The organism is Alteromonas sp. NFXS44, from assembly GCF_040148705.1.
Taxonomy (GTDB): domain Bacteria; phylum Pseudomonadota; class Gammaproteobacteria; order Enterobacterales; family Alteromonadaceae; genus Alteromonas.
Genome location: NZ_JAGDEA010000011.1, coordinates 414,191 through 440,152 on the forward strand (window position 1 = coordinate 414,191; position 25,962 = coordinate 440,152).

The window sequence follows — 25,962 nt, forward strand, 5'->3', positions numbered from 1 at the left end:
TTAAGCTTTTTTTATTCTGCCTTCTGCCAATGATTATCTCGGGTTGTATTCAACTCATTCCGGGCCCCGCCGGAATGATCTTGTCGAAATGGGCCGGAGCATTTGTTGTCGCCTCAGTCTGGCCGGTTCTCAGCTATCTTCACCATCACAGTGCCTTTTCACTTAAATCAGTATTTACTGCAAAAAACTGGTTGTCTGTGGCAGTGTACAGTGCGACCGGAGTAATTGTAGCCGCACAACAATTTGCTGTGGCATACGCACTTGCAGGTGATGACGCAGTGGCCATGTTTTTTCATATGAGCGGGACTGGCATTGAGGTTTGGCATCTTAGCCTGATTTTCGCGTCAGCCGTTCCCCTGATGACCCTGCTTATTTTTGCTCCTGCCAGAATTTTCTTTGCATGCCGGAACCCGTTGCGTGCGGTACGTGATAGCATCAGCGCTATCTTTCGGAACAATAAGCAGGGATTGCCAGTTTGGATGCATCGCAAATCACTCAGCTATTGCAGCAGTTCACGCCCTTACTGGCGCGGATTGCTGCCACCCATGAAGCAGACAAAGGCTTACAGGAAGACTTGATTCAGGATATGTCTGTTGCAATCTGGCGTGTGCTCGACAGCAGTGAAAGCGGAACATCTGCATTTCGCGGCGAAGCCAGTGTTAAAACGTACATTACACGTATCGCCCACAATCGCGCGGTAGACCATGTTCTCAAAGAGCTGCGACGGCATGAAAGTCCTTCATCAGACGAAATGTTGTTTGACCATAAATTACAGGAGAAAAATGCGCATCAGGAAAATGCCATCGATCTCATGACAGCACTTCACCAGCTTCCTTTGCCCTACCGCCAGGTAATTGCATTGCAACTGGAAGGATTCAGTTTCGCAGAAATTGGCAATGTACCGGGACTTAAAGAGGATGCCACTGCACAGCGCTCGCACCGTGCAAGAAAGCAACTAGAACAAATAATAAACAGGAATTAATCATGGATCCGCAGTTTGAACAATGGCAAAAGGCCTTTAAAGCGGCGACACCCAACGTTGATGCAGAAAAGCTGATAAAGCAGGTGACACGGGCGCAGCGCAATATGAAAGTAAAAGCGTATATCGATCTGTGCATGGCTGTCGCTGTATCCATTTATGCTGCTTACACTGCATTTTTCCTGACCACATCTAATTGGGAAATGTGGGGCATTGGCTCGCTGTCGCCCGTTGCACTGCTTTTCGGCATCTGGAGCTTTTCTTTCAGACAGAAACAATGGCAGATGGAAACCACAGATGTGAGCAGTATGCTTACGTTTAAACGCCATCAATATCAGCGACAGGTCACTTACTGGTGGTACAGTGCACTGGCATGTGCAGGTCTTTTTTGGCGCCTTACTTATCATCTCCGTTATCAACATTATTCTGTATGCCACCTGGACGATGTGGTTAACCCAGCTTGCTGTAAACGGCGCGATTGTGGCAGCGGTTTGGGTGCGGTATGCCATTTTGAAAAAGAAATTACCCGCCAGGCTTAAGCTAATCGATGAGATGTCCTGAGCTGATACTGCCACTTATGTGGCTTTGCTGCCCGCACTTTTCATCTTCATATAAAGACAGCCGGCGTTATTACCTTTACTGATAAGCCTTTCACCATTTTGGTTCAAGTGCCGCATCAGATTAGAACATTTCCTGCATTGCCGGCCCACATCTGCCACTGATTTTGTGCTTAAACCGGCACTTCACCGCTATTAAACGGCGCTTTATCCTCCATTAACAGCCGAACGGCATGCCTCACAGGTTTCTGGAATATCTGTTGCATTACATGAGTACGTACACCCAGGTGATAACAATAAGAAAACACTGGTCATTCAACTACCACTACCCAAAATAAGAGGGAACTCATGTCTGAAGAATTAACCGGGAACATTTCTGCTGAAGGTGCTTCGCGCCGTAAATGGTTAAAAACATTTAGTTTAGGTGCGGGTGCAGTTGCCCTTACGGGTTGTTTCGATACCGGTGTAAAAGATCTGCAGGCAGCGGGAATGAAAACTGAACATTTCCCGTCTGCAACGCCAAATGTCAATGACGGTCTGGTTCGTCTGTCTTCGAATGAAAATGCCTTCGGCCCCTCACAGAAGGCCGTTGAAGCGATGCAGGGTGAACTTTTTAATCTTGCCCGTTACACCGATGCTACTGTCGATGTGCTGAAAAAGAAAATTGCCGCGCAGGAAGGTGTCTCTGAAGACCAAATCGTTGTTACGAATGGTTCATCACCTATTTTATTCGGTTATGCAGAGTGGATAACTGAAAACGGTAATAACCTCGTTACCTCGATGGCCACTTATGAAGGTATTCCCCGAGGCGCCGAGTTCATGGGTGCCAATGTCACCTACGTGCCTCTGGATTCAGAAATGGGTTTCGATTTAGATGCCATTGAAGCTGCAGTTACTGACGAAACCACGGCTGTGTACGTATGTAACCCCAACAACCCCACCGGCTGCATGGTCGACCCTGCCAAACTGACAGCGTTTGCCAAACGGGTATCGAAAAAAGCGCAGGTGTTCATCGACGAAGCCTACATTGAAATGTCTGATGCCTATCCGGCAAACGTGCAATCTAAGCTGGTTGCCGAAGGGCATAACGTGGTTATCTGTCGTACGTTTTCAAAAATTCATGCTATGGCAGGACAACGTTTAGGTTATGCCATTATGCCGGCAGATCAGGCTAAATCTCTGGGTGGAAAACTGCGTATGGGTGGTGTTAACTATCTGGCACTGGTGGCCGGAATGGCGAGTATGGACGACCATGCAAACCTGAACACCATGCGCGACCGCATCAAAACCGAGCGTACTAAACTGACGAAGGTTGCTGAAGAACTGGGTCGTCCTTACGCAAAAAATCCGCAGGGCAACTTCATCTACGTGGATACTGGCATGCCCCACGAACAGTTTGCTGCGAAGATGAAAGATGAAGGTATCAAAGTAGTTGGCCGTACGTGGCCAGGCTATGATTCCTGGTCACGCATCAGCGTGGGTACACCGGAAGAAACCGATGCCTGTGTAGCCGCATTAAATAAAGTACTGGCTTAAGTGTCTGTGGCGGGGTGAGGCTTATTCAGCCTCATCCCGTAAAAATATCAAATCCGTCTCAGTGCTCTGTTCTGGCGAAAAGACATAACCCGCTTCGCTGAACGCCTTTAAGCCCGCTACGTCTTCAATACGTTTCTGAATCACATATCTGGCCATTAATCCCCGCGCCTTTTTAGCAAAGAAACTAATCACCTTATACTGACCGTTTTTCTTATCTTTAAAGTGTGGCGTAATGATCATGCCGTCCAGCGACTTCGCCTTAACTGACTTGAAGTACTCATTTGAAGCCAGATTAATCAGTACATTGTCGCCCTGCTCTTCCAGCGCCTTATTCAGCGCAAGGGTGATATCTGTTCCCCAGAATTCATACAGATTTTTACCCTTAGAATTTTCAAGGCGGGTCCCCATTTCCAGGCGGTAAGGCTGCATTAAGTCCAGCGGACGCAACAGACCGTAAAGGCCGGAAAGCATTCTTAAATGTTGCTGTGCATATTCAACGTCCTGCTCAGACAATGAATAAGCATCTAAGCCCGTATACACGTCGCCGTTAAAGGCGTACAGCGCCTGACGTGCATTGTCTTTGGTAAACGGGGTAGTGAAAGAGTCAAAGCGGTTGGCGTTCAGTGTCGCCAGTTTATCGCTGATCTTCATCAAAGAAGACAGGTCTGCCGGCGTCAGTTTCCGGCAGGTTTCTACCAGTGCTTCAGCAGATGTCAACATGGCAGGCCGCGTGAACGACGCTACCGGCACCGGCGTTTCAAAATCCAGATTCTTAGCCGGTGAAACAACAACTAACATAATTCAATTTCCTCTTTACTATCAGACACCGCAGTAACATATTCATCGGGCTTATCAAACTCCGGCGCAAAGAATATCACGGTCTGCCCCGCGTTTTTGCCCTTTTACCCGCCGGATTGGGGCCAAACCGTTATGTTTATATGCTATAGCGGGATAATTTAGCGCTTTGCTGTGTTATTTAACCCGCCAGTCTGTTATAAATTTACTAAATTCGATCTGGTTTAACCGTCCGGACATACAAACCCTACATAGTGGTTGATTCAGCTGTTTACAACCAACATATTCAATCAGTCTGCCCCTTCCGTTGGCGGGCTGTTCATTTATTTAGGTCACACATTCAGAGAGAAACGATGAGCAATCAATTAGACGCGTTGCGCGAAATCACTACCGTCGTTGCCGATACCGGCGATATCGAAGCGATCAAAAAATACGAGCCTGTAGACGCTACGACGAATCCGTCTCTTTTACTTAAAGCCGCAGGTATTCCTGAATATGCGGGTTACATTGACGATGCAGTGGCATGGGCTAAATTACAGTCACAGGATCCGGCTCAGCAGTTAACAGATGCCTCTGACAAGCTTGCCGTTACTATCGGTAAAGAAATTTCCGGCGTAATCCCGGGTCGTATTTCTACAGAAGTAGATGCCCGTTTATCATTCGACACCGACGCGACTATTGCTAAAGCAAAACGTCTGGTTGAACTGTACAACGATGAAGGTATCGATAAGTCACGTATTCTGATCAAAATCGCTTCCACCTGGGAAGGTATCAAGGCTGCTGAAATCCTCGAGCAGGAAGGGATCCAGTGTAACCTGACACTGTTATTCAGCTTTGCTCAGGCACGTGCCTGCGCGGAAGCCGGTGTCTATCTTATTTCTCCTTTCGTGGGCCGTATTCTTGACTGGTATAAAGCCAACACTGACAAGAAAGAGTACACCGCAGAAGAAGATCCGGGTGTGGTTTCAGTAACCCGCATCTATAACTACTACAAAGAGCATGGCTACAGCACGGTAGTCATGGGCGCAAGCTTCCGTAACATCGGTGAAATTCAGGCGCTGGCCGGTTGCGACCGTCTGACCATCAGCCCGAATCTGCTGGAAGAACTCAAAAACAGTACTGAAGCGCTGCCTGTGAAACTGAAAGACGAAGGTGCCACAGCAACGCCGGGCGCCAAACTGGACGAAAAAGGTTTTCGCTGGGACATGAACGAAGATGCCATGGCGACGCAAAAGCTGGCAGAAGGGATCCGCAACTTTGCAGCTGACCAGGAAAAACTGGAAACCATGCTGAAAGAAAAACTGGGTCAATAATCTTCGCTGGTATCAGGAAACATTCAGACAATGACAAATTTTACCCAACAGCCAGCTTTCGCTAATTTGTCGAAATTGGCAGAAGACATCAAAAAGACTCACATGCGTGATTGGTTTGACGCGCAGCCTGAGCGTGCAGACACCATGCAGGCGCAGGCCTGTGGTTTGTTTATTGACTATTCAAAAAACCGTGTTAACGAAGAAGCCCTTGCACAATTGTTTGCAATGGCGAAAGCTCAGGGCGTGGACACTCACCGTAAAGCCATGTTTGACGGTGACACCATCAACAACACTGAAAAACGTGCTGTACTGCATACAGCGCTGCGTAACTTCAGTGGCAAGCCCGTTATGGTTGACGGTGAAGATGTGATGCCGGAAGTGCTGGCTACGCTGGACAAGATTGAAGCCTTTACGGCTTCAGTGCATTCCGGTGAACACAAAGGTTATACCGGCAAACCTGTGAAACACGTGGTCAGCATTGGTATCGGCGGTTCATTCCTGGGCCCTAAAATCATGACTGAAGCGCTGAAGCCGTACACCCATGATGCCGTTAAAGTGCACTTTGTGGCAAACGTAGACGGCTGTCACATTCATGATGTGCTGACGTCTCTGGATCACGAAGAAACGTTAATCGTCATGTCTTCCAAGTCGTTTTCCACTCAGGAAACGTTGCAGAATACCTTAAGTGCGAAAGCCTGGTTCCTGGAACAGGGCGGCACTCAGGAAGATATTGCAAAACACTTTGTTGCCGTATCTTCAAACGTTAAAGCAGCCACTGAGTTCGGGATTGCGGAAGAAAACATTTTCCCCATGTGGGACTGGGTTGGCGGACGCTACTCGTTGTGGTCTGCGATTGGCTTACCCATCGCACTGGCACTGGGTTTTGAAAACTACAAAGGCTTGCTCGAAGGCGCCCATGAAATGGACAAACATTTCTGTGATGCACCATTTGAAAGCAACCTGCCCGTTATTCTTGCAGTTCTCGGCGTCTGGTATCGTAATTTCTTCGATGCGCAGTCTCACGTCATGTTGCCTTACTATCATTATCTTCGTGGACTGCCAGCTTATGTGCAGCAACTTGATATGGAAAGTAACGGTAAGCAGGTCACGCAGAACGGCGATGTGGTTGAGTGGGAAACCGGCCCGGTTATCTGGGGAAGTGAAGGCACAAATGGTCAGCACAGCTTCCATCAGTTAATCCACCAGGGTACCTCTATCATCCCCGCAGACTTTATGCTGCCGCTGAATGTGCCTAATCAGAACGACACGCATCATGCCATGCTGGCATCGAATTGCTTTGGTCAGACTCAGGCACTTATGCAGGGAAAAACCTTCGAAGAATGCTACGCTGATCTTGAAGGTAAGGTGTCTGATGAAAATGAGCGCAAAGCACTGGCACAGCATAAAACGATGCCCGGAAATAAACCCAGCAATACAATTTTGTTCGAAAAACTGGATCCGCAAACACTTGGCGCGCTGGTTGCAATGTATGAACATAAGGTATTTGTCCAGGGCGTTATCTGGCAGGTAAACTCCTTTGATCAATGGGGTGTCGAGTTAGGAAAAGTGCTTGGTAATCAGGTTCTTGACGGCATTCAGGGTAAAGCAGAAAGCGACGCGTTTGACGCTTCTACCCGGCAACTCATTAATCGCTTCAGAAACGCCAATGCACCAACTTAAGGAAAGTTAATTTGGTTTACGCCAAATAGGTGCATCTGACAAACGGCCGGTTTTTACTGGCCGTTTTCACTGGGCAAACCACACGCTGTCATGCAATCGTCACATTTTGTTAATAAAAGGTAAATTTAATCGTTTTATTATCGTGGCGACTGTGATACAAAAGTAGTCAGAAGGATGAAAAAACATTCAACTCTGACACTGATGTTAGTGGTAAACAAAAGGAGATCCTAGTGGATAAGTCAGATCTGTTTGCGATGTTAAATATTGAAGAAACTCCGGCTAAAACTAAAAGCAAGAAAAGAAAATGGAGAGAGATCGAAGCCTTACAGGACAGGTTCAAACTGGAAAAAGAACTGGCAGAAATCGACTACGGTTTTGAGTACGAACTGGAATCGATGGAAAGATAAAATGAAAACGGCCACCTGATATCAGGTGGCCGTTTTTCGTTATATCACCCTGCAGGTTTTTATATCTGCCAGTTTATGGCAGGTTTACCGTGTTTGCGCAGCCAGGCATTTGTCTGACTGAAATGCTGACACCCGAAAAAACCTTTGTAGGCCGACAACGGAGACGGATGTGGTGCTTCCAGTACCAGATGTCGCTGTTTGTCGATATTTGCGCCTTTCTTATGCGCGTGACTGCCCCATAACAGGAACACCACGTTGCTGGTGTGTTCGTTAATGGCGGCTATGACGTGATCGGTAAACGTTTCCCAGCCAAACTTTGCGTGGCTGTGTGCCTTCCCCAGCTCTACCGTCAGCACGGTATTTAATAACAATACACCCTGCTCAGCCCACGACGTGAGATCGCCGTAAGAAGGCATAGAAAACCCTTCAATATCCGTTTCCAGTTCTTTGCAGATATTCTTCAGCGATGGTGGCAGCTTTACGCCTTTCTTTACGGAAAAAGATAATCCGTGCGCCTGTCCCGGCCCGTGATAGGGATCCTGTCCCAGGATCACAACCCGCACTTTATTCAGGGGGGTGAGAGCGAATGCATTGAATACATCCGGTTCAGGAGGAAACACCACTGATGCAGCCCTGGCCTCATCAACCCTGGCCATCAATGATTTAAAATAAGGCCGGGACTTTTCAAGTCCCAGCACATCTTGCCAGGTTGTCATTTCAATATAGAGAACATGTGCGCTTTAAGCGCTTCGTAGTCAGCTGGCAGTGGCACAGCCTGGCTTTCCTTACTCGAACACTCTACCAGTGCCTGAGGCAGGCTCAGAGGTTGTCCGAGAACATTCTCAACGGTTTCGCGGAATTTAGCCGGATGTGCAGTACCAAGGAACAGGCCATACTCATTGTCCGCCAGATCGTGACTTACCGCACGGTAAGCAATCGCAGCATGAGGTTCGCTGGTGTACCCCTGCTGCGCAAGCTGACGCATGGCGATTTGTGTATATTCTTCATCGACACATTCACCGCGCAGGCACGACTTATCCAGGTAACCACGCTCAATCAGCGCTTCGATGCGGGGCCAGTTGTTTGGCTGGCTGACATCCATTGCATTAGACATGGTTGCAACCGTCGGATTGGGTGCCCATTCGCCGGTTTTCAGGTAACGGGGAACCGTATCGTTCAAGTTCGTTGCCGCAACAAAACGCTTAATGGGCAAGCCCATAGACTTGGCAATCATACCTGCTGTCAGGTTACCGAAGTTACCGCTCGGCACCGAGATAACCAACTCTTCACGCTGTTCCGGCGTAAGCTGGCTAACCGCTTCAAAGTAGTAACAAACCTGTGCCAGCAAACGGCTGATGTTGATAGAATTTGCTGAATTCAGATGCAAACCTTCACGTATATCCGGATCGTCAAACGCATGTTTAACCATCGCCTGACAGGCGTCGAAATCACTCTCGATAGCAACGGTATGAATGTTATCACCCAAAGTGGTAAACAGTTTTTCCTGCAGCTGACTGATTTTTCCTTTCGGGAATAAAATCACCACATTGATATTCGGGATACCGTGGAACGCGTGGGCAACAGCGGCACCGGTGTCACCGGACGTGGCGGTCAGAATAGTAATGGGTTCGCCATTGCTGATGCGGGAAAGCACCTGCGCCATAAAACGGCCGCCGAAATCTTTGAACGCCAGTGTAGGACCGTGGAACAATTCCAGTGTGGCGACTTTGTCATTTACACTGACCACAGGAGCCGGAAAGGTAAACGCCTCTTCAACAATACTGCCAATGGTGCCTTCGCCCAGCTCATCACCGATTAAGGCGGTAAGCACTTCTGTGCTGCGCTCAACGAAAGGCTTTTTGAGCAAGCCGTCGATGTCGTCTAATTTCGGAATGTCAGTAGGGAAATATAAGCCCTGCTCCTGACCTAAACCGCGCTTTACTGCTTCTGAAAAGGAAGCGGTGTCTGATGCTACTTTTAAATTTACTAATTCCACCTGGGATACCTTTAATCTTTACACTTGCTGCTCTACCGCACCCTTATCAGGGATCCGGCAAACGTGGCTAAAGCCATCTTCATTTTGTACGTAATTGGCCTGCAGCCATTCACGAATCGCTTCGGCTTTTTCAGCATCGTCACAGACAGCAAATACTGTCGGACCAGAACCGGAGATCCCGAATGCTAATCCACCATTTTCCATACTGAACGCTCTGGCCTCGTCGAAGCCGGGCAATAATGACTTGCGGTAAGGTTCAGCTATTACATCCTGCATCACACTGGCTGCCAGGCCCGCGTTCTGCGCGTGCAGCGCATGCACGAACACGCCCAGTTGACGACCAAAAGTCAGCGTATTTGCCATCGCCACTTCTTTCGGCAAAATATTCCGGGCCGCCGATGTGGAAACACTTATTCCAGAGTAGCACACAACCCAGTACCAGCTGCCGATAACCGGTAATTTCACCGTCACTTCGGCATCATTGCCGGTCATCAGGGTTAATCCGCCAAGATAACAGGGAGCAACATTATCATAATGAATGCTGCCGCTAATCTGTCCTTCCAGTTCGCCCATCATTAACAGAAGCGCATTCTCATCAAAGGGATAATCAAAGTGTGCATTCAGTGCATGAAAGGCTGCAACGATAGAACTGGCACTGGAGCCAAGGCCGCTGCCAATGGGCAGGTTCTTATGCAAAATCAGTTCAACATGACGGGTGGGCTTGCCGGCTTTTACCATTTCTTCAAAGAAATGGGCATAGCACAAGGTAACAATGTTGTTATCGGCACCAGCCGGTAACTTGTGGGCAAACGGGCCGGTGGCGGTCAGAGAAAATGCATCTGCATCTTTAACTTCTACAACATCGCCTAACTCAGTGCCGTCAACGGGTGCCAGTGCGGCACCCAACACATCAAAACCTAAACTTACATTGCCGATGGAGGCTGGCGCATAAGCGCGGGTGTTTTTCATACTACTCATCCTTCAATTACAGCGCCATTTGTTTCCACGGCATGGTACGCAGAATATCAGCAAACACACCGGCAGCGGTTACCGTACCACCTGCTCCGTAGCCGCGGATAACGTAAGGAATTGGCTGGTAATAGTCGCTGCTGATTGCCAGCGCGTTCTCACCGTCTTTCACCGCCGCAAGAGGATGTGTGAGTGGCACCGCCTGAATGGTTACCTTACACTTGTCACCATCGATACTGCCGATATAACGCAATACACTGTCGTTGGCTTTGGCTTCTTCCACCCGCTGACCAAATGCTGCATCCAGCTCAGGTAACTGCTGCATAAACTCATCAATTGATGCACCTTCTGCAAAACCTTCCGGTAACACAGATTCAATCTGAATATCGGACAATTCAAGCACCAGGCCGGCCTCACGTGCCATGATCAGGAGTTTACGGGCCACGTCCATGCCGCTTAAGTCGTCACGTGGATCCGGCTCGGTATAGCCATTTTCTTTTGCTGCACCGGTGGCCTGTGACAAGCTCATACCTTCTTCAAGCTTACCGAATACATAGGATAAGCTACCGGATAAAATGCCTTCGAACTGATGCAGCACGTCACCGGCAGCGAACAGTTTCTGCAGGTTATCGATAACCGGCAAGCCCGCACCTACGGTAGTTTCATATAAATACTGGCGATTTGTATTCTGCGCGGTTCTGCGCAGCTGGCGGTAATACGCCATGGTGTCGGTGTTGGCTTTTTTGTTAGGTGTCACTACGTGGAAGCCCTGCTCCATCATATCCACGTACTGTGAAGCTACCGCTTCGTGACTGGTACAATCAACAATCACCGGATTTACCAGACTGTTGCTGTTAACAAACTGGTGCAAACGCTCAACACTTAACGACTCCTCAGAAGCTGCCAGTGCAGACTGCCAGTCGCCTGACACATCAATGCCCTGCGCGTTAAGCAGCAGTTTGCGGCTGTTGGCAATACCGTATACACGTAACTGAATATTGCGCTTCAACAGTGCAGGTTGCTGACGGGCAATCTGACCCAGCAATTCTGTACCTACGTTACCGCAGCCAACCAGGAATACGTCAATGGTGTGGCGTTCGGAGAAGAAGTTCTGGTGAATAACCCGTACCGCCTTCTTCGCCTTTTTCGCTTCGATAACCGTAGAGATGGAACGCTCTGAAGATCCCTGAGCAATGGCTACGTTGTTCACACGGGCTTGCGCCAGTGCAGCAAAGAACCGGGCTGCCAGGCCTTTTGTGTGACGCATTCCATCACCGACCAGGGTAACAATGGCTAAGTCGTGACGCACTTCAATCTGATCAAGCAACTGGTTTTGCAATTCCAGAGCAAAGGCATCTTCCAGCAGTTGCTGTGCACGGGCCGCATCTTTTTCCTGTATACAGAAGCTGATGCTGTATTCCGAGCTGGACTGGGTGATCAGGCTGATGGAGATATTGGCATTACTCATCACCTCAAACACACGGCTTGCCATGCCTACCATGCCTTTGAGGCCAGGTCCGGCAACATTAAACATCGTGATGTTATCGAGCTGCGAAATACCTTTCACTGACGTCCATTTCTCGCTGGCTTCGTTACTGATTAGCGTGCCGGGCGCAGAAGGATTCAGAGTGTTTTTGATCAGACAGGGAATGTGGTGCTGAGCGATAGGACCAATGGTTTTCGGGTGCAGTACTTTAGCACCGAAGTAAGACAGCTCCATGGCTTCCTGATAAGTCAGCTTATCAAGTAATACTGCCCCTTCAACCTGATTCGGGTCAGCGTTATAAACCCCGTCGACATCCGTCCAGATTTCACAACAGTCTGCATCGATACAGGCCGCAAGGATGGCAGCAGAGTAATCAGAACCGTTACGGCCAAGCGTGACTTTCTCACCCTCTTCATTAACAGCAACGAAGCCGGGCATAACCAGCAATACTGAGCCATCGCTCTTTACGTCACTGAAACGGGCTTTACTCATTGCCACATCAGCAATGCTGTCGAGATACTCGCCGTGTGCCAGCACGTATTCGACCGGGTCGATGATACTGTTAACCACACCTTTACTCTGCAAAATCGCACTGAACAGCGTCACACTGATGTATTCGCCGATACTTAAGATGCCGGCAGCCACAGAATCCGGAGCACAACCAAGCAACTTAATGCCTTCCAGTTGTTGCTTAAGCGCAGATAAGCGATCTGAGATGAATGAAGAAACGTGGTCGTGGGCGAAATTATCTAAAGTGGTGTTTAACTCGTCTGCAATACCCTGAACAGTTTGCTCTAACTTTTCAAACAGAGGCTGGAAGTCATCCCCTGCGGCAGCCTGTTCACAAAGAGAAGAAAGCGCGTTGGTCACGCCCTTTGGCGCAGAAAGCACTACTGCTGCGCCATCGGTTTGGTGGGTGGTCATACAAATCTCGGTCACACGCAGGTATCGGGGTGCGTCGGCCAGAGAAGATCCACCAAACTTTAAGACTTTCATGTAATGCTCCTTTCGGTTTTATTTTGCTACATCTACGCTCAATTGCGTAAAAAAAAACCCGCTCCTGGTGAGGGCGGGCTTTCGATGTCTGGTTGCAATGTTGCGCACTAGCCAGCGACCGCCCTCAAAGAGGTGGTAATAATCATCGTGCCGGTGGTGCTAATCATTGTTTTCATACGGACAATTTGCCGTATAGACGTCTATCTGTCAACCGCGATTTTGCTTTTTCTGTGTAAAACACCGTCATAACAGACAATTTACTCCTAAAGAGAGCCTTTTTCTGCCTTTTCATATTGCGATTCATCATATTTTGACAGGAAAAACGGGAATTTCATTGCGTACATTTTGCCGGAGCATTCCGTAATTTTTTCTTCCGGAGCTCAATGCCCCCCACGCTCAGGCCAGGGCAATGAAATTCTGCCCGGGAATAACTTTATATTTTTCATATCATTAGTGTATAAAAAGGGCCGTATTCTCCGGTGCAACGTCCGGCGCGTTGCGGCACTGTCTTTGCTATCTCAGCTTACACATCCCTATCAGATTTTATTTTTCCCGGAGAAAGTCCTTATGTCAGCGTTTAACGGAGTTTTAGGCGTCAGCCAGACAGAGTCAGGTTATCAGTTTGCAGTGTGGGCGCCGAACGCCAAATCTGTATGTGTAACCGGAACATTTAATGAATGGGATGAGACTGCAAATCCTCTTGAATCCCGTGAAGGAGGAATCTGGGTTGGTTTTGCTGACAACGCGAAAAACGGTGATGAATACAAGTTTGCTATCACCACCTTGCAGGATGAGCTTTTGCTGAAGAACGATCCCCGTGCCCGCAAAGTCACAAACAGTGTGGGAAACAGTGTTATTTACGATGATGAATATCAGTGGCAACACACAAAATTTGACTCCGCCCCCCTTCATGAGCGGGTCATTTATGAAATGCACATTGGTACGTTTAATCAACCCGAAGATGGCCACGGCACATTTGCATCAGCTATAGAAAAGCTGCCTGAACTGAAAGCGCTGGGCGTCACGATGGTTGAACTCATGCCTGTGAATGAATTCGCCGGCGATATCAGCTGGGGCTACAACCCTGCCTATCCCTTTGCAGTAGAAGAGGCCTACGGCGGTCCTGACGGACTGAAAGCCTTTATCGATGCTGCTCACGGCATGGGGATCGGTGTAATTCTTGATGTGGTTTACAACCATTTAGGCCCGAGCGACCTGGATATCTGGCAGTTTGACGGCTGGCACGAGAACGATAAAGGCGGCATTTATTTCTACAATGATTACCGCAGCGCCACACCATGGGGAGATACGCGACCTGACTATGGCCGTCAGGAGGTCCGGGACTACCTCACCGACAATGCGCTGATGTGGCTGAACGAATTTAAAGCTGACGGATTGCGGATGGATATGGTGCCTTATATGCGCAGTGTGTCCGGTGCCGATACCGGCGATGACGATATCCCTGAAGCCTACGATCTGATTAAAACCATCAATCACCGTATTCAGACGTCCTGCCCGGGTAAAATGACCATTGCAGAAGATCTTCACAGTCATGAGTACATTACCGATCCTTTAGACAAGGGCGGTTGTGGCTATACGGCACAGTGGGCCGCAGGTTTCGTTCATCCTGTCCGCGATGCACTGACAAAAACCGAAGACAGTTATGTCGATTTGAGCACGGTGGTTAACGCGATTACCAGAGTGGTCAGCGGAAACCCGTTTGCCAGAGTGGTATATACCGAATCACATGATGAAGTCGCTAACGGTCAGGCCAGACTGGTTGAGGAAGTAGCGCCGGGCGGTGTGGATGACAACTACTTTGCCCGTCAGAAAGGCATTTTAGCCGGCGTCCTTACCCTCACAACCGCGGGCATACCCATGCTGTTCCAGGGGCAGGATTTCAAAGAGTCCGGTTGGTTCGATGATACCAGTGATATCGACTGGGAACGCAAAACCCGCTTTGCTGAGTATGCAGAAGCATTTACGCAACTGGTCGGTTTACGTACTAATAAAAACGGGAACAGTGCTGCATTGACCGGCGGTGCCACAGAAATTGTGCATAAGGACGATGACAACAAAGTGCTGATCTACAAACGAAGTAATGGCCTTGATGACAAACACGTCTATGTCATGATTAATTTTTCAGGCGCAGATGTGGAAGGGTACCGGTTAAATGGCATGCCGCCTGATGCAGCCTGCCTGTTTGCCTGGCAGGACGGCATTACAACAAACGATGTGCAACTGAATGACAATCTTATCCATCTTACGGCTTACAGTGCGATGATTTTTTCCGGCAGCTGAGGCCGGAACGAAAAACGCGGTGCATTGTGCACCGCGTATATCACGTTGTTATTACCCGGTTCACATCATCAGAAACGGTAAGTGATTTTTCCGTAAACATAGCGGCCGGTAAAGCCGTAAGGCGAAAAGCCTGAATAAGGCATGATGTAAGTAAAGGTGGTCGGCGCTTCTACTGTGTAGCGGCTTGCCTCAGGATACACATCAAATACGTTGTTTGCGCCCACAGACACAGACAACCCTTCCGTTAACGCCACATTAATGTCCAGATCGGTTACCCACTCCGCCGGAATGATTTCATTCAGCTCAGCGGTGGAGGACGGGTCTTCCACTTCACCGTAACGGGTTGTTCTTAACGTTGTGGTGTAACGGTCAAACGACCAGGTGACGCCTAAATTAACTTTACTTTCAGGCGAAGCCGTTTCGAACCGGCGCAACTCAACATCAGAGAACAAGTTACTCTGGTCAAAACCGGCGCCCTGCAGCACATCCGGCGCATCGATAACGCGGGTGACTTCATTGTCGTTAAAGTTTATGCCGGCATTGAAGTTAAATGCGCCCCACTCTGCTGTGTCCAGCGTATACGTTGACACAATATCGACACCCTGCGTACGGGAGTCAATCGCATTTAAGAAGAAACGCGCGCTGGTCGCGCCGGTGCCTTCAAGTAACGCAGCGATTGCATCTCCGGACAGGTTGTTAGACAACACAATGCGGTCGTCAATATCGATGCGGTAGAAATCGACTGTCAGGTTAAAGTCTGCAGACGGTGAATAGGTAAAGCCTGCGCTGTAGTTAACTGACTCTTCTGCATCCAGACCGGGACTGCCCAGCGCCTGCGCAACATCACTGGACGGTGCAAAGGTACCTGTTTCTACCGGAACACTGTCTACAAAAACGGTAGAAATGGCAGTGAAGTGTTGTTGCTGCAACGACGGTGCGCGGAAACCGGTAGATACCGATGCGCGCAAAGCAAACTCATCGGTGACAGTTACCCGGTTAGACAACTTCCAGTTAAAGGTGCTGCCAAAATCGGAATAATCTTCAAAACGGCCCGCAACGGCAACGTTCCACTGCTTAAGTACATCTGCTTCCAAATCGACATACAAGCTGTAGTTGTGGCGGCTGTTCTTGCCCGCTGATTCCAGTGTGAAACCCGGAAATACCTGGGAACCGGCCGCACCTAAGGAACCATTTGCAGAAACCGCACCGCCGGGACCGAACGTACCCTGAATGTAAGAGCTTTCCTCACCTGCGGTAATTTCATAGCTTTCATGACGATACTCAGCACCCATTGCGAAGTTCATTTCGCTGTAGAATACACCGGTATCAACCAGGCGTGACGCATCTGCATTCACTAGAGTGGTTTGATACTCTAAAGAGCCGGCGTCAAAACTTGTCTGGCTGTCAGGGCCCAAAGACGTATTCAGGGAATTGGCTACACCGTATTCCAGCTCGTTTTCACCATGAGTGACAGATAAATCGTAATTCCAGACTTCGTCATAACCTTTGATACCGGCCAGTACAGACGAATCTTTGATATCAGTGGTAATTTGTGGCAAGAAACCGTCAGGATAAATGGATGTAATGTTCCGTGAATCCTGTGCTCTGCGGTAGAAGCCGCCGCTGACAGAATTACGCTTACTGGCGCCGGCTGTACCGTAAAACTCAACCTTATCGTTAATCGCTTTTCCGGCATTCACAAACAGCGCATAGTCTTCCACGTCACCATTACCGAATACATGATTGTAACGGTCCACCGTTAGCTCACGGGGATCAAGGTTCCCTTCTTCGTCGCGGGCATAGTTTTCACGGGGATCGTAATCGGCACGGTTGGCCTGGCCCCGGTCGCGGTATTCAGCAGAAACATTTACAAAGCCGTCATTGCCCCATTCGAAGCCGATGTTGCCGCGCAGTGTGGCTGTCTGACCATCCGTTAAAGAGCGGTCGGAGCCGGTCTGGAAAGCAAGAGCACCATTGTCAGCGACACTGACTCCGGTTAACTCCGGCACACCATCCATTGTCGTCACGTTGGCACCGTAGGTGGCAGACACTTCGCCGCCTTCACTGGCATCTTTCAGTACAATATTAATCACACCTGCGATAGCATCAGAACCATACTGGGCTGCCGCACCGTCACGTAAAACTTCGATACGTTTAATGGCGTTAGCCGGAATCGCATTTAAATCCACCGCAGATGAGCCACGACCAACAGAACCATTCAGGTTTAACAGTGCACTGGTATGCCTGCGCTTACCATTCACAAGCACCAGAGTGTGATCAGGTGCCAAACCACGCAGCTGTGCAGGACGTACGTGGTCAGTACCATCGGTCATAGAAGGTTGCGGAAAGTTAAAGCTGGGCAGCAGGTTATTCAGAATCATGTTGGTTTCAGTTAAACCTGTCGCAGCAATAGCGGACGCATCAATGATATCGATAGGCACCGGTGAATCATTCACTGTGCGTCCCACGCGGCGTGAACCCACTACCTGAATTTTTTCCAGACTGGCATCTGCAGCCGGATCAGTTTGCTCCTGTGCGACGGCCTGAGAAGAAACGGCTAACGGTAATCCGATGATTGCGGCAGAAAGAAGAGATAGTCGAAATGCAGACGACCGGGATTTGTCCTGTAACATAAAAAGTGTTCCCTAAGAATTTATTATTGAATCGAAAATACGCCTTATCGAAGTTGATAAGCGGGATGTCATGGCATCCGTTTCTGAAGTCAGGGTACTGCCCGAAAGCCCTTTGATGAGCCTTGATGAGACTCTTAGAATTATATGCATGGCAGCATGAAGAACGATCAGGTCAAAACCTGAACAACTGGTCAGTAGTGCTGCGGGCGGAGTAAATCATAAATAATGAGTTAACTGAAGCGGGAGTTTGAAATATTAATTTATTCCTCGGCAGATAAACAAAAATAACCGATGAATCTCTGTGGAACCCGGGAACTAAGATGTTCAAATACAAGAAACAATTCAGGAGCCAAAACCGATGTCAGCAGAAATCAAAACCCTGTCGAGCAAAGTGGTGTATGAAAACAAGTGGATGCGGGTCAGAGAAGATGCCATCGAGCGCCCGAGTGGCCAGCAAGGCATTTACAGCGTGATGGAAAAACCGGACTTCACCGTTGTTATCCCCGTGCAGGACGGATACGTGTACATGGTAGAACAATACCGTTACCCGGTTGAAAAGCGTCAGCTGGAATTTCCCCAGGGCACCTGGGAAGAGAATGGCCAGGCCGATCCGGCAGAACTAGCTGCCGGCGAACTACAGGAAGAAACAGGCCTGCTGGCAAAAAACTGGACTCACGTGGGTTATCAGTATTTAGCTTACGGTTTTTGTAATCAGGGTTATCACATCTGGATTGCTACAGATTTCACCATGACCGAACAGAATCTCGACCCTGAGGAAGAAGGCCTGACCTGTCACCGCATTGCTTTGTCCGATCTGGATGAGATGATTAAAAAGGGTGAAATCCTTGATGCCACTACCTGCAATGCGCTGGGGTTGGCGCGTCTGAAAGGACTTATTTAACTTTCAGCCAGTGTACCGCACTTCCGCTGATGAATTCAGCGGAAGCATGCTACTTTAGCAAACTGAAGCGCCTGCGAATCAATACTATTAATCATCGCGGTTAAGCGCTTCAATCAATTCAATCTCAAAATACAAGTCGCTGCCAGCGGGGATTTTGCCGACTTGCCGGTCGCCGTAGCCCAGTTCCGCTGGTACCCAGAGTTTGCGCTTTCCGCCTTCACGCATACCCTGAATGCCGAGAAACCAGCCCTGGATAATTTTATTTTTAGATAGTACGGTTTGAAACGGACGCCCCTTTTCATAAGAGGAGTCAAACTCAGTGCCGTCTGCCAGCTGACCGCGATAGTGGGCGGTAATTAATGCGCCTTTCTTCGCTTCACGCCCTTCCCCTGTCACCACGTCTTCAAACTTAATTTCTGCACTCATACTTCTGATGTCCTGTAATCAATTATTCTGCAATGGTAACCGATTGTGCGATCCGGAGGAATGGCAGGCATTGCTGTAGCCGGTGCGCTATAGTGAATGTTCTATTAGCTAAACTTATCACTCAATTTGTATCGGGTACTTCTGCCGCCACCAGCCTTAACCAGGCAGCCTTGTTCTACGAGGAAAGCCAGATGACGGGTAGCGGTTGGTTTACTTACTTTCGCGACACGATGATATTGAGTAGTGTTAATCCCGTCTGCAAAGTCACCATCCAGCATCTTGTTCAACACCTTTACTTGTGCAGGATTCAACACAGACTGATCAACAGATCGCCAGTACCTGCTTTTGAATATGAGTTGTTCAATATCACACATTACCTGACTAAACGTGTCATCAAGTGTTTCGAGAAACCATTTCACCCAGTCAGTTATGTCCATGGTTTCCTTCTGGCTTCTTTCAAGTGTGTCGTAATAACTGGCACGCCGTTTCAGTATGCTTACAGACATGGCGTAAAATCGTACAGACTGGTTTTCAGCCTGCGCTAATGCAAGATCTGTCAGTAAGCGGGTTATGCGACCGTTACCATCTTCAAAAGGGTGGATTGTTACAAACCAGAAATGGGTAATTGCCGCACGAATTATGGGGTCAGGAAACGACGCATCACGGGACTCATTGAACCAGGAAATGAATCCGGAAAGTTCCGGCTCTAAATGTATTCGCGCGGGGGCTTCAAAATGTACAACAGGTTTTTCCAGGCTGCCTGAAACGACTTGCATGGGACTACTTCCTCTGAGCATTCCCCCTTCAATACGATGAAGAAAATTATCCTCTCCCGAAAACAACAGGCTGTGCCACCGTAAAATCCTCTCAAGGGTTAACGGCTTATCATACTCCTCAATCGCATCAACTATGATTTCCGCCAACCCGTCTGTCTGCGCTGTAGTAGGATAAGGCGTTTTTTCATTAAGTCCCAGTTTTGCGGCCAGTGACGATCTTACAGAAAATGCATTAATATTCTCTCCCTCGATAGCACTCGAATGGACAATATTTGCCAGAAAAGTGTCCAGCATTCGCTGTTTTTCATCGACAGGCTGGCTCAACATTTTTCCAATGAGAATTCCCTGATTTAATCTGACTTTCCGGAGGAGCGGCTCAATGACATCTGCATTCCACGTAAAATCAGGCCATTCTGGTTGTTGCCATATCCACATAATCGCTCTCTGATTCGATTAACGAGTCTATTCTAATCATAATTTAATCAGAATAAGCACTTTAATCAAATCAGAAACCCGTGCAATGCGAGAGAGAGCACTTTGAAAATGGCGAGAGGTCTTCGGAAACAGTTGCCGGTGCGCTATAGTGGATAGGTGTTTTTCAAAAAACTGTCAGCAAGGATCTACCATGCGCATAAGAAAGAGCCATTTTCTGGCCCTTACCTTCCTGCTTTCAACCGCGACCAGCGCAAATGGTCTGCGGTGCGGAACAAAGCTGGTACTGGAAGGAGAAAGTACCTATGACGTCATTCAGAAGTGTGGCCAGCCGGACTCGCAGGAAGATCTCGGTTTTATTCGCAAACGGGACGATTACGTCAAAGTGACCCGCTACATTTATGACATGGGTAACGGTAAATTTCTGCGCCTGCTCGATTTTCACAATGGTAAATTAATCAAAATCGCTGACGGACCGCGTCAGTAGTCATAGGAAATGGCTTACGGGAAGTGGCATGCTTGAGATAGCCACTCTATAAGCGGGAACTATAAAAACGGGAGCTTTCGCTCCCGTTTCTGTAAATAATCAGAATGTCATAACGTGAAACTCTGGTTTCTAATTTTTATCGAAATTACCGTCGATATGCTCTGTGTTAACAGTATTCTTTTCAATTTCATCCCGTAGCAACAGGAACGGCCGGTACTGCTCATTTTTCAGCAGTTCTAGCTGGTCAGAATAATGCTCAGAGCCTTTCTGGCGAGAGTTACCGTAGGCCATAAGGCCTTTAGCTTTAACCGGCGTAGAGAACTCAATCATCGAAATCCAGGTTTCACCGTGATAGGGCTCACGGATACCATCCTCATCAGGATCGACCCAGGTGATTACGTTAAACGCCCCCAGGTTTCCGTAGCCACCGTGACCGGCAACGTCTTTATCGAGAATGCGGAAGCGTGAAATTTCCCCGAATACCGGATCTATCCTGCCATATTTAGCTTTGGTTTTCTCAATAGCCGTTTTCAGCATCACGACAGCCTGAGCCGGATCCTTAATGCCGTAAGGCGTAGACAGCGGCTTGTCCATACTCCAGCCCTCAACATAATTCGCTTCACTGCTGAATCGCGGTCGCGGACCGGCAAACTCTGCTGCCCACTCCTCGAAGAGATAACCGGCGCGGCTGTCTTCGCTGAAGGTTTTGTCCCAGTTCTCAAACAGGGTAACCGCCTGCTGAATTTCCGGATCGTCACTCTTTCTGGCTTCAGTAAGAAGCTCATCCAGCAAACGCTCTGCCATCAATGAGTAGGTGGAGGTTTTCATTTCCTCAAACTCAGCAAAAGAAAGCTTACCGGATTCCGCCATACGCTTAACTGCGCCCTGTGCCCGGTATGACATCGGCCCATTGGGGGCCACATAAGCAGGGAAATCTTCAGGCGTGTACACCACAGGATAGGTCGCCAGCCAGGGTGGATCGTTAGCGTTCTGCACGAAGCCACTATCAGGGTTAATCACTTTTGGCAGTTCTTCATAGGGGTGCACTTCGGTCCAGAGATACTCAGAACTGTCGCCGGGTACCAGCCCCTGCCAGAAATCTAAATCTCCCTGTTTGCGTTTCGGCAGAATACCGTTATCCAGATACTCGATGTTGCCCGCTTTATCCGCGTAGGTGATGTTGAAGGTAGGAATCTGCAGGCGCTTCATGATGGTCTGAAACTCATCAAAGTTCTTTGCCTGAAGCATGTCGTAGTACTGCTGCAGCATGAAAGGACGGTCCAGACCGGCAACGCGCAGAGCGATGGTTACACCGTCATCCCGAACAAACACAGGACCATGCACAGACTGTCTCAGCCCAAGGGTTTTATCCTCAAAGGAGCCATCTTCCTGCAACACTTTATAGTGCTTAGTTTCCGTTTTAAACGGCAGCGTTTCTCCGTCATATACATAGCCATCGTCTTTCAGTGTCAGCAAATAGGAGGTCGCTCCCAGCATGCCGTTCACTGTATTGGAAATGCCCATATTCTGGTTGAAGGCAAAGCGGACAACCGGCAGACCTACCTGAGTAGCACCGTACATTTCAAAGTCTGGTCCGGTCAGGTGGGACTCGTAATATGTAAAGAAACCGGATGCCCATGGCAGATGCGGGTTCTGCAGCAACAGGGTATTACCGCTCTCTGACTTCGACGGCATCACCGCATAAGTATTGGAGCCGTTTTTCACCGGCGGCGCACGGTCGCCAATGATTTTGCTCTCGTTGGCAACGTAGATGAAATTCATTAGCCTGTGGGCGTGAGTCACCACATCGGCACCGGTTACAGGAAGTACTTTCAGCACGTCCTGATCCAGATTTTCCGGATGTGCCTCAGCGTAATCGTTGATACCTTGTGCAAACGCATCCAGATTGGCTTTGAAATCCGGCTCCTGAGCCTGATACCACTTTTCGCCCCGTTCAGGCACACCGTTGGCAATCAGCCACTTGTCGGTGGTCTCATAGTCCGCGCCCCAATATTCCGCACCTTTCGCACGGGCCTGGCCGTAAAGCCGGAGAATGATATCTCCCTGACTTTCTGCCTGCGCCCAGCCAAAGCCGTAGAATACCGATTCCGCGCTGTCACCATAAACGTGAGGAACGCCGTATCCATCCCAGCGGATCTCGGTGCCGGTTGATTCAGCAGGTTGCTCAACAGAGGCGGTCTCCTCTGGTGCAGGAGAGCACCCGGGAAGATAACAGCAGGCTACAACCAGCCAGAATTTAATTAAAAGTTTCATGGCAGATATCTGTCCCTGAGTTCTGTGTGTCTGGAGGAAAGCGGCTGTGCTTCTCCTGCGATACATAGCTGATACTTTCGAAATGAATTTTGATAAGAGAGAGGCAGATTTTAAACCGCGCGCTTGCGTGTTTTTACTTACTGCCAAACGGAAGAATACAGAACTTTCTTTATTATTTTCAGACACAAAAATCCCCGCCAGTGAATGACATTCATGATTAAGGCAAGGTATTTCTTATTTGAAACCAAACTATCATTACTAAGAGCAGGTTCGCAATAAAAAATGGGCATGCTGCTGCCCTGTCAGTTGAATCATGATCAAACCTTCTCTCTCATAAGTACCAACATTAACTTGAAAAAATTCACCCGAAAGGAAGGAGTTGACGATGAGTAAAGTGGTACTGATAACTGGCGCATCCAGTGGCATCGGTGAAGCAACAGCCAGAAAATTAGTTGCCGGTGGACATAGATTGATTATCACTGCACGAAGTAGCGATAAACTCGAAAAGTTGACGGATGAACTTGGCTCTCAAAACGTCCTTGCTGTGGCTGCTGATGCCACCGGTTTTGAGGCACTTTCACAGGTAGTAAAAACTGGCGTTGACCATTACGGACGCCTGGATGCCGTTTTCGCTAATGCCGGCAAGGGTGTGAATGCCGCCGGTACTCAAAATGGCGATCCTGAGGAATGGGATACCATGGTTGATATCAATATTAAGGCTCTGCTCTGGACGGCTAAGCTAACGCTTCCACACCTGAAAGAAACAAAAGGCCATTTCCTGCTCACCAGTTCTGCGGCCGGTAAAGTGTCAATTAAAGGGTCAGTCTACGGAGCGACTAAGTGGTTTGCCTATGGCTTCGGGATGAACCTTGCCGAAGAAATGAAAGAATGGCAGGGCCGGTGTACCACAATATGCCCCGGCATGGTCAATACGCCGTTCTTTGACGAACCCAAAGAAGACAAACTTCAACCTGAAGATGTAGCAGATGCTGTTGCTTTTGCCATCAATGCAGACCCGCGCAATAGTGTACGGGAAATCTATCTGATGCCTGCTAACTGAGTGTCACGGGTACTTTATATAAGTCTGTCTGATTGCTGACAGACTTATAATTACTATTCACCAGAGTGTTACTGCCCTGACACGCCATGTGCTAGGGTTATGGTGTAAAAGTTTAATGAGCACCGGCCATGACAGATACCCGCCTGGCGAAAAAAATCGCATTTCAAATTCTTACCCACTTTGATAAAAGTTACCGGTGGTTCACCCGTATAACCCGTGGCGCAAAAGAGCGCTTTGAAAATGGCGAGTGGTCTGCCACCCAAACCGCGTCCAGAGAAAGACTGAACATTTATGAGAAAAGTGTTTCCGACGCGGTAGCTGATATCTATCACCTGGTGGAAGTCCACCAGCGGGATCGCAGCTTCTGGCAGGAAATAAAGGAGTCATTCACCCGCCACCTTGAAACCCATCCCCAGTTTGAGCTTGCTGAAACATTCTATAATTCCATCATCGGCCGTCTGTTCCGTCACCAGAGCTTCGACAATGACGTGATGTTTGTGCTGCCCAGCCGGTGCTTTCTTCCCGGCCGTGACCGGACGCAGGTGATTAACAGCCTCGACACCACGACCACCGTGGCACAAATGTATGAATCTATTTACAAACTTTACCGCTTCAACCTTGCCTTCGAAGATTATCCCCGTGATATGGCTCACCTTGAAACAGCGCTGCGCAAGCGTCTGAATAAGGAACAACTGGCCAGCGTGGAACTGGTGGAAATCCTTAAACCGGTATTTTATCGTGGCAAATCGGCTTACCTTATCGGTCGTATCTGCATGCCCGGCGAAACCCTGCCCTTTGTCATCTCTATGCATACCAATGACAATCAGGAAATTTATGTGGACGCCCTGCTCACCGACCGTCAGGATCTGAGTGTTATCTTCGGGTTTGCCCGCAGCTACTTTATGGTGGATACCCAGTATCCCGCCGAAATCGCTGCCTTTTTGCAGGAGCTGCTGCCGCACAAGAAGCATTTTGAATTGTATATGTCGCTGGGCCATCATAAACACGGCAAAACCGTGTTTTACCGCAATTACCTGCAGCATCTGGATAACAGCGACGACATTTTTGAGCGGGCACCGGGAACCCGCGGTCTGGTGATGATGGTGTTCCATCTGCCGTCATACGGCGTGGTGTTCAAAATCATCAAAGATGAATTTGCAGAAAGCAAAAAGATTACCCGTCAGCACGTGAAAGACTGCTACAAGATGGTAAAAATGTCAGACCGTGTGGGCAGAATGGCTGATACCCATGAGTATGTTAACTTTCGCTTCCCCCTGTCACGCATGCATCCGGACCTGATTCAGGAACTGAAAGACACCTGTGCATCCAGCCTGGAATTTACCGGTGACGAACTTATCATCCGCCACCTGTACATTGAACGGAAGATGACCCCGCTTAATCTGTATCTGCTTCAGGAAACCGATGAAGACAAACTGCGCCACGCCATTTACGAACTGGGCTTGTGCATAAAACAAATTGCGCTGGCAAATATTTTCCCGGGCGATATGCTGCACAAGAATTTCGGCATCACCAAAGGCGGCCGGGTAATATTCTATGATTACGACGAAATTTGCCTGATGAAAGATCGTAATTTCAGAACACTGCCCAAGTCCGACGATCCTTATGCTCTGGATACCCTTTCCGTGGCGCCCGATGATGTATTCCCCGAACAGTTCGAACACTTCATTGTGGGGAAAAAGCAGTTCAAGGATATCCTTAAAGAATATCACGGCGATCTGATGACGCCCGAATACTGGCAAAGTGTGCAGGCAATTACGGCCCGCGGCGAAGTTCAGAATTTTACCCCGTACAATCCGGCCATGCGCTTCAGTAACCGGCGCACCTGAATCATCAGTTTCTCACAGTCTGCTATCATTAAAAGATTGTCATAAAGGCTAAATTTAACTGGAAATCGATTATTCTGGTGATCAGGCAAGTACGTTTATGGCGTATTAGTT

Annotated in this window: 20 protein-coding genes; 11 read left to right on the forward strand and 9 right to left on the reverse strand. The window is 48.7% G+C overall.

Annotated features, from left to right (window positions below):
* Positions 1-475: 475 nt before the first annotated feature.
* From J3369_RS15605 to J3369_RS15615, 3 genes are all read left to right on the forward strand, one after another.
* Positions 476-982: an RNA polymerase sigma factor gene (locus tag J3369_RS15605; RefSeq protein WP_349588532.1), complete on the forward strand. Its 507-nt coding sequence runs from the start codon at positions 476-478 to the stop codon at positions 980-982.
* Positions 983-984: 2 nt separating this feature from the next.
* The gene (locus tag J3369_RS15610) at positions 985-1,518 is read left to right on the forward strand and encodes a hypothetical protein (RefSeq protein WP_349588538.1); all 534 of its coding nucleotides are present in this window, start codon (positions 985-987) and stop codon (positions 1,516-1,518) included.
* A gap of 366 nt (positions 1,519-1,884) precedes the next feature.
* On the forward strand, positions 1,885-3,072 hold the full coding sequence (locus J3369_RS15615; protein ID WP_349588541.1) for a pyridoxal phosphate-dependent aminotransferase: 1,188 nt from the start codon (positions 1,885-1,887) through the stop codon (positions 3,070-3,072).
* A 21-nt stretch (positions 3,073-3,093) separates the two neighbouring features.
* On the opposite strand, the gene yaaA is transcribed toward J3369_RS15615, so the two are convergent.
* On the reverse strand, positions 3,094-3,870 hold the full coding sequence (yaaA, locus tag J3369_RS15620) for a peroxide stress protein YaaA (protein WP_349588543.1): 777 nt from the start codon (positions 3,868-3,870) through the stop codon (positions 3,094-3,096).
* Positions 3,871-4,220: 350 nt separating this feature from the next.
* On the opposite strand from yaaA, the gene tal reads away from it, so the two are divergent.
* From tal to J3369_RS15635, 3 genes are all read left to right on the forward strand, one after another.
* Positions 4,221-5,180, forward strand: a complete 960-nt coding sequence (gene tal / locus J3369_RS15625; protein WP_119502237.1) for a transaldolase — start codon at positions 4,221-4,223, stop codon at positions 5,178-5,180.
* Positions 5,181-5,210: 30 nt separating this feature from the next.
* The gene (pgi, locus tag J3369_RS15630; RefSeq protein ID WP_349588545.1) at positions 5,211-6,860 is read left to right on the forward strand and encodes a glucose-6-phosphate isomerase; all 1,650 of its coding nucleotides are present in this window, start codon (positions 5,211-5,213) and stop codon (positions 6,858-6,860) included.
* 230 nt (positions 6,861-7,090) lie between these two features.
* The gene (locus J3369_RS15635; RefSeq protein ID WP_303572827.1) at positions 7,091-7,267 is read left to right on the forward strand and encodes a DUF3545 family protein; all 177 of its coding nucleotides are present in this window, start codon (positions 7,091-7,093) and stop codon (positions 7,265-7,267) included.
* A gap of 59 nt (positions 7,268-7,326) precedes the next feature.
* On the opposite strand, the gene ung is transcribed toward J3369_RS15635, so the two are convergent.
* Genes ung through thrA form a run of 4 tightly spaced genes read right to left on the reverse strand, consistent with a single transcriptional unit; the run spans position 7,327 to position 12,714 of the window.
* The gene (ung, locus tag J3369_RS15640; RefSeq protein ID WP_349588547.1) at positions 7,327-7,983 is read right to left on the reverse strand and encodes a uracil-DNA glycosylase; all 657 of its coding nucleotides are present in this window, start codon (positions 7,981-7,983) and stop codon (positions 7,327-7,329) included.
* Positions 7,980-9,263, reverse strand: a complete 1,284-nt coding sequence (thrC, locus tag J3369_RS15645; RefSeq protein ID WP_349588550.1) for a threonine synthase — start codon at positions 9,261-9,263, stop codon at positions 7,980-7,982. Before thrC ends, ung begins: the two co-directional genes overlap by 4 nt.
* A gap of 18 nt (positions 9,264-9,281) precedes the next feature.
* The gene (gene thrB / locus J3369_RS15650) at positions 9,282-10,232 is read right to left on the reverse strand and encodes a homoserine kinase (protein WP_349588552.1); all 951 of its coding nucleotides are present in this window, start codon (positions 10,230-10,232) and stop codon (positions 9,282-9,284) included.
* A 16-nt stretch (positions 10,233-10,248) separates the two neighbouring features.
* Entirely contained in the window at positions 10,249-12,714 is a 2,466-nt protein-coding gene (thrA, locus tag J3369_RS15655; RefSeq protein WP_349588555.1) for a bifunctional aspartate kinase/homoserine dehydrogenase I, read from the reverse strand.
* 567 nt (positions 12,715-13,281) lie between these two features.
* Between thrA and J3369_RS15660 the strand changes: the two genes are divergently transcribed.
* Complete coding sequence (locus J3369_RS15660; RefSeq protein WP_349588557.1) at positions 13,282-15,015, forward strand: alpha-amylase family glycosyl hydrolase; 1,734 nt, start codon at positions 13,282-13,284, stop codon at positions 15,013-15,015.
* Between the two features lie 68 nt (positions 15,016-15,083).
* Here the strand turns inward: J3369_RS15660 and J3369_RS15665 are convergent, their stop codons facing one another.
* Positions 15,084-17,648 (reverse strand): TonB-dependent receptor plug domain-containing protein, encoded by a 2,565-nt coding sequence (locus J3369_RS15665; RefSeq protein ID WP_349588560.1) that lies wholly within the window; start codon positions 17,646-17,648, stop codon positions 15,084-15,086.
* A 358-nt stretch (positions 17,649-18,006) separates the two neighbouring features.
* On the opposite strand from J3369_RS15665, the gene J3369_RS15670 reads away from it, so the two are divergent.
* Positions 18,007-18,549 (forward strand): NUDIX domain-containing protein, encoded by a 543-nt coding sequence (locus J3369_RS15670; protein WP_349588563.1) that lies wholly within the window; start codon positions 18,007-18,009, stop codon positions 18,547-18,549.
* Between the two features lie 87 nt (positions 18,550-18,636).
* On the opposite strand, the gene J3369_RS15675 is transcribed toward J3369_RS15670, so the two are convergent.
* Together J3369_RS15675 and J3369_RS15680 are read right to left on the reverse strand one after the other, a co-directional pair.
* The gene (locus J3369_RS15675; protein ID WP_349588565.1) at positions 18,637-18,975 is read right to left on the reverse strand and encodes an FKBP-type peptidyl-prolyl cis-trans isomerase; all 339 of its coding nucleotides are present in this window, start codon (positions 18,973-18,975) and stop codon (positions 18,637-18,639) included.
* 104 nt (positions 18,976-19,079) lie between these two features.
* Positions 19,080-20,186, reverse strand: a complete 1,107-nt coding sequence (locus J3369_RS15680; RefSeq protein ID WP_349588567.1) for a Fic family protein — start codon at positions 20,184-20,186, stop codon at positions 19,080-19,082.
* A gap of 190 nt (positions 20,187-20,376) precedes the next feature.
* Here J3369_RS15680 and J3369_RS15685 point away from each other — a divergent pair, with 190 nt between their 5' ends.
* Positions 20,377-20,670 carry a DUF2845 domain-containing protein gene (locus tag J3369_RS15685; protein ID WP_349588570.1) on the forward strand — a complete coding sequence of 98 codons (294 nt, stop codon included), beginning with the start codon at positions 20,377-20,379 and terminating at the stop codon, positions 20,668-20,670.
* A gap of 129 nt (positions 20,671-20,799) precedes the next feature.
* Here the strand turns inward: J3369_RS15685 and J3369_RS15690 are convergent, their stop codons facing one another.
* The gene (locus J3369_RS15690) at positions 20,800-22,944 is read right to left on the reverse strand and encodes an acylase (protein WP_349588573.1); all 2,145 of its coding nucleotides are present in this window, start codon (positions 22,942-22,944) and stop codon (positions 20,800-20,802) included.
* A 385-nt stretch (positions 22,945-23,329) separates the two neighbouring features.
* Between J3369_RS15690 and J3369_RS15695 the strand changes: the two genes are divergently transcribed.
* A complete protein-coding gene (locus tag J3369_RS15695) occupies positions 23,330-24,004 on the forward strand; it encodes an SDR family oxidoreductase (protein ID WP_502877462.1) in 675 nt (224 codons plus the stop codon).
* A gap of 128 nt (positions 24,005-24,132) precedes the next feature.
* The gene (gene aceK / locus J3369_RS15700; RefSeq protein WP_349588579.1) at positions 24,133-25,851 is read left to right on the forward strand and encodes a bifunctional isocitrate dehydrogenase kinase/phosphatase; all 1,719 of its coding nucleotides are present in this window, start codon (positions 24,133-24,135) and stop codon (positions 25,849-25,851) included.
* Positions 25,852-25,962: the final 111 nt, after the last annotated feature.

Excerpts from the sequence above, each read along its gene's own strand:
- thrA (WP_349588555.1), bottom strand. The coding sequence starts at position 12,714 with ATGAAAGTCTTAAAGTTTGGTGGATCTTCTCTGGCCGACGCACCCCGA.
- J3369_RS15660 (WP_349588557.1), top strand. The coding sequence starts at position 13,282 with ATGTCAGCGTTTAACGGAGTTTTAGGCGTCAGCCAGACAGAGTCAGGT.
- yaaA (WP_349588543.1), bottom strand. The coding sequence starts at position 3,870 with ATGTTAGTTGTTGTTTCACCGGCTAAGAATCTGGATTTTGAAACGCCG.
- J3369_RS15680 (WP_349588567.1), bottom strand. The coding sequence starts at position 20,186 with ATGTGGATATGGCAACAACCAGAATGGCCTGATTTTACGTGGAATGCA.
- aceK (WP_349588579.1), top strand. The coding sequence starts at position 24,133 with ATGACAGATACCCGCCTGGCGAAAAAAATCGCATTTCAAATTCTTACC.
- thrB (WP_349588552.1), bottom strand. The coding sequence starts at position 10,232 with ATGAAAAACACCCGCGCTTATGCGCCAGCCTCCATCGGCAATGTAAGT.
- tal (WP_119502237.1), top strand. The coding sequence starts at position 4,221 with ATGAGCAATCAATTAGACGCGTTGCGCGAAATCACTACCGTCGTTGCC.
- pgi (WP_349588545.1), top strand. The coding sequence starts at position 5,211 with ATGACAAATTTTACCCAACAGCCAGCTTTCGCTAATTTGTCGAAATTG.
- J3369_RS15690 (WP_349588573.1), bottom strand. The coding sequence starts at position 22,944 with ATGAAACTTTTAATTAAATTCTGGCTGGTTGTAGCCTGCTGTTATCTT.
- J3369_RS15670 (WP_349588563.1), top strand. The coding sequence starts at position 18,007 with ATGTCAGCAGAAATCAAAACCCTGTCGAGCAAAGTGGTGTATGAAAAC.
- J3369_RS15675 (WP_349588565.1), bottom strand. The coding sequence starts at position 18,975 with ATGAGTGCAGAAATTAAGTTTGAAGACGTGGTGACAGGGGAAGGGCGT.
- J3369_RS15665 (WP_349588560.1), bottom strand. The coding sequence starts at position 17,648 with ATGTTACAGGACAAATCCCGGTCGTCTGCATTTCGACTATCTCTTCTT.
- J3369_RS15685 (WP_349588570.1), top strand. The coding sequence starts at position 20,377 with ATGCGCATAAGAAAGAGCCATTTTCTGGCCCTTACCTTCCTGCTTTCA.
- J3369_RS15610 (WP_349588538.1), top strand. The coding sequence starts at position 985 with ATGGATCCGCAGTTTGAACAATGGCAAAAGGCCTTTAAAGCGGCGACA.
- J3369_RS15615 (WP_349588541.1), top strand. The coding sequence starts at position 1,885 with ATGTCTGAAGAATTAACCGGGAACATTTCTGCTGAAGGTGCTTCGCGC.
- J3369_RS15695 (WP_502877462.1), top strand. The coding sequence starts at position 23,330 with ATGAGTAAAGTGGTACTGATAACTGGCGCATCCAGTGGCATCGGTGAA.
- ung (WP_349588547.1), bottom strand. The coding sequence starts at position 7,983 with ATGACAACCTGGCAAGATGTGCTGGGACTTGAAAAGTCCCGGCCTTAT.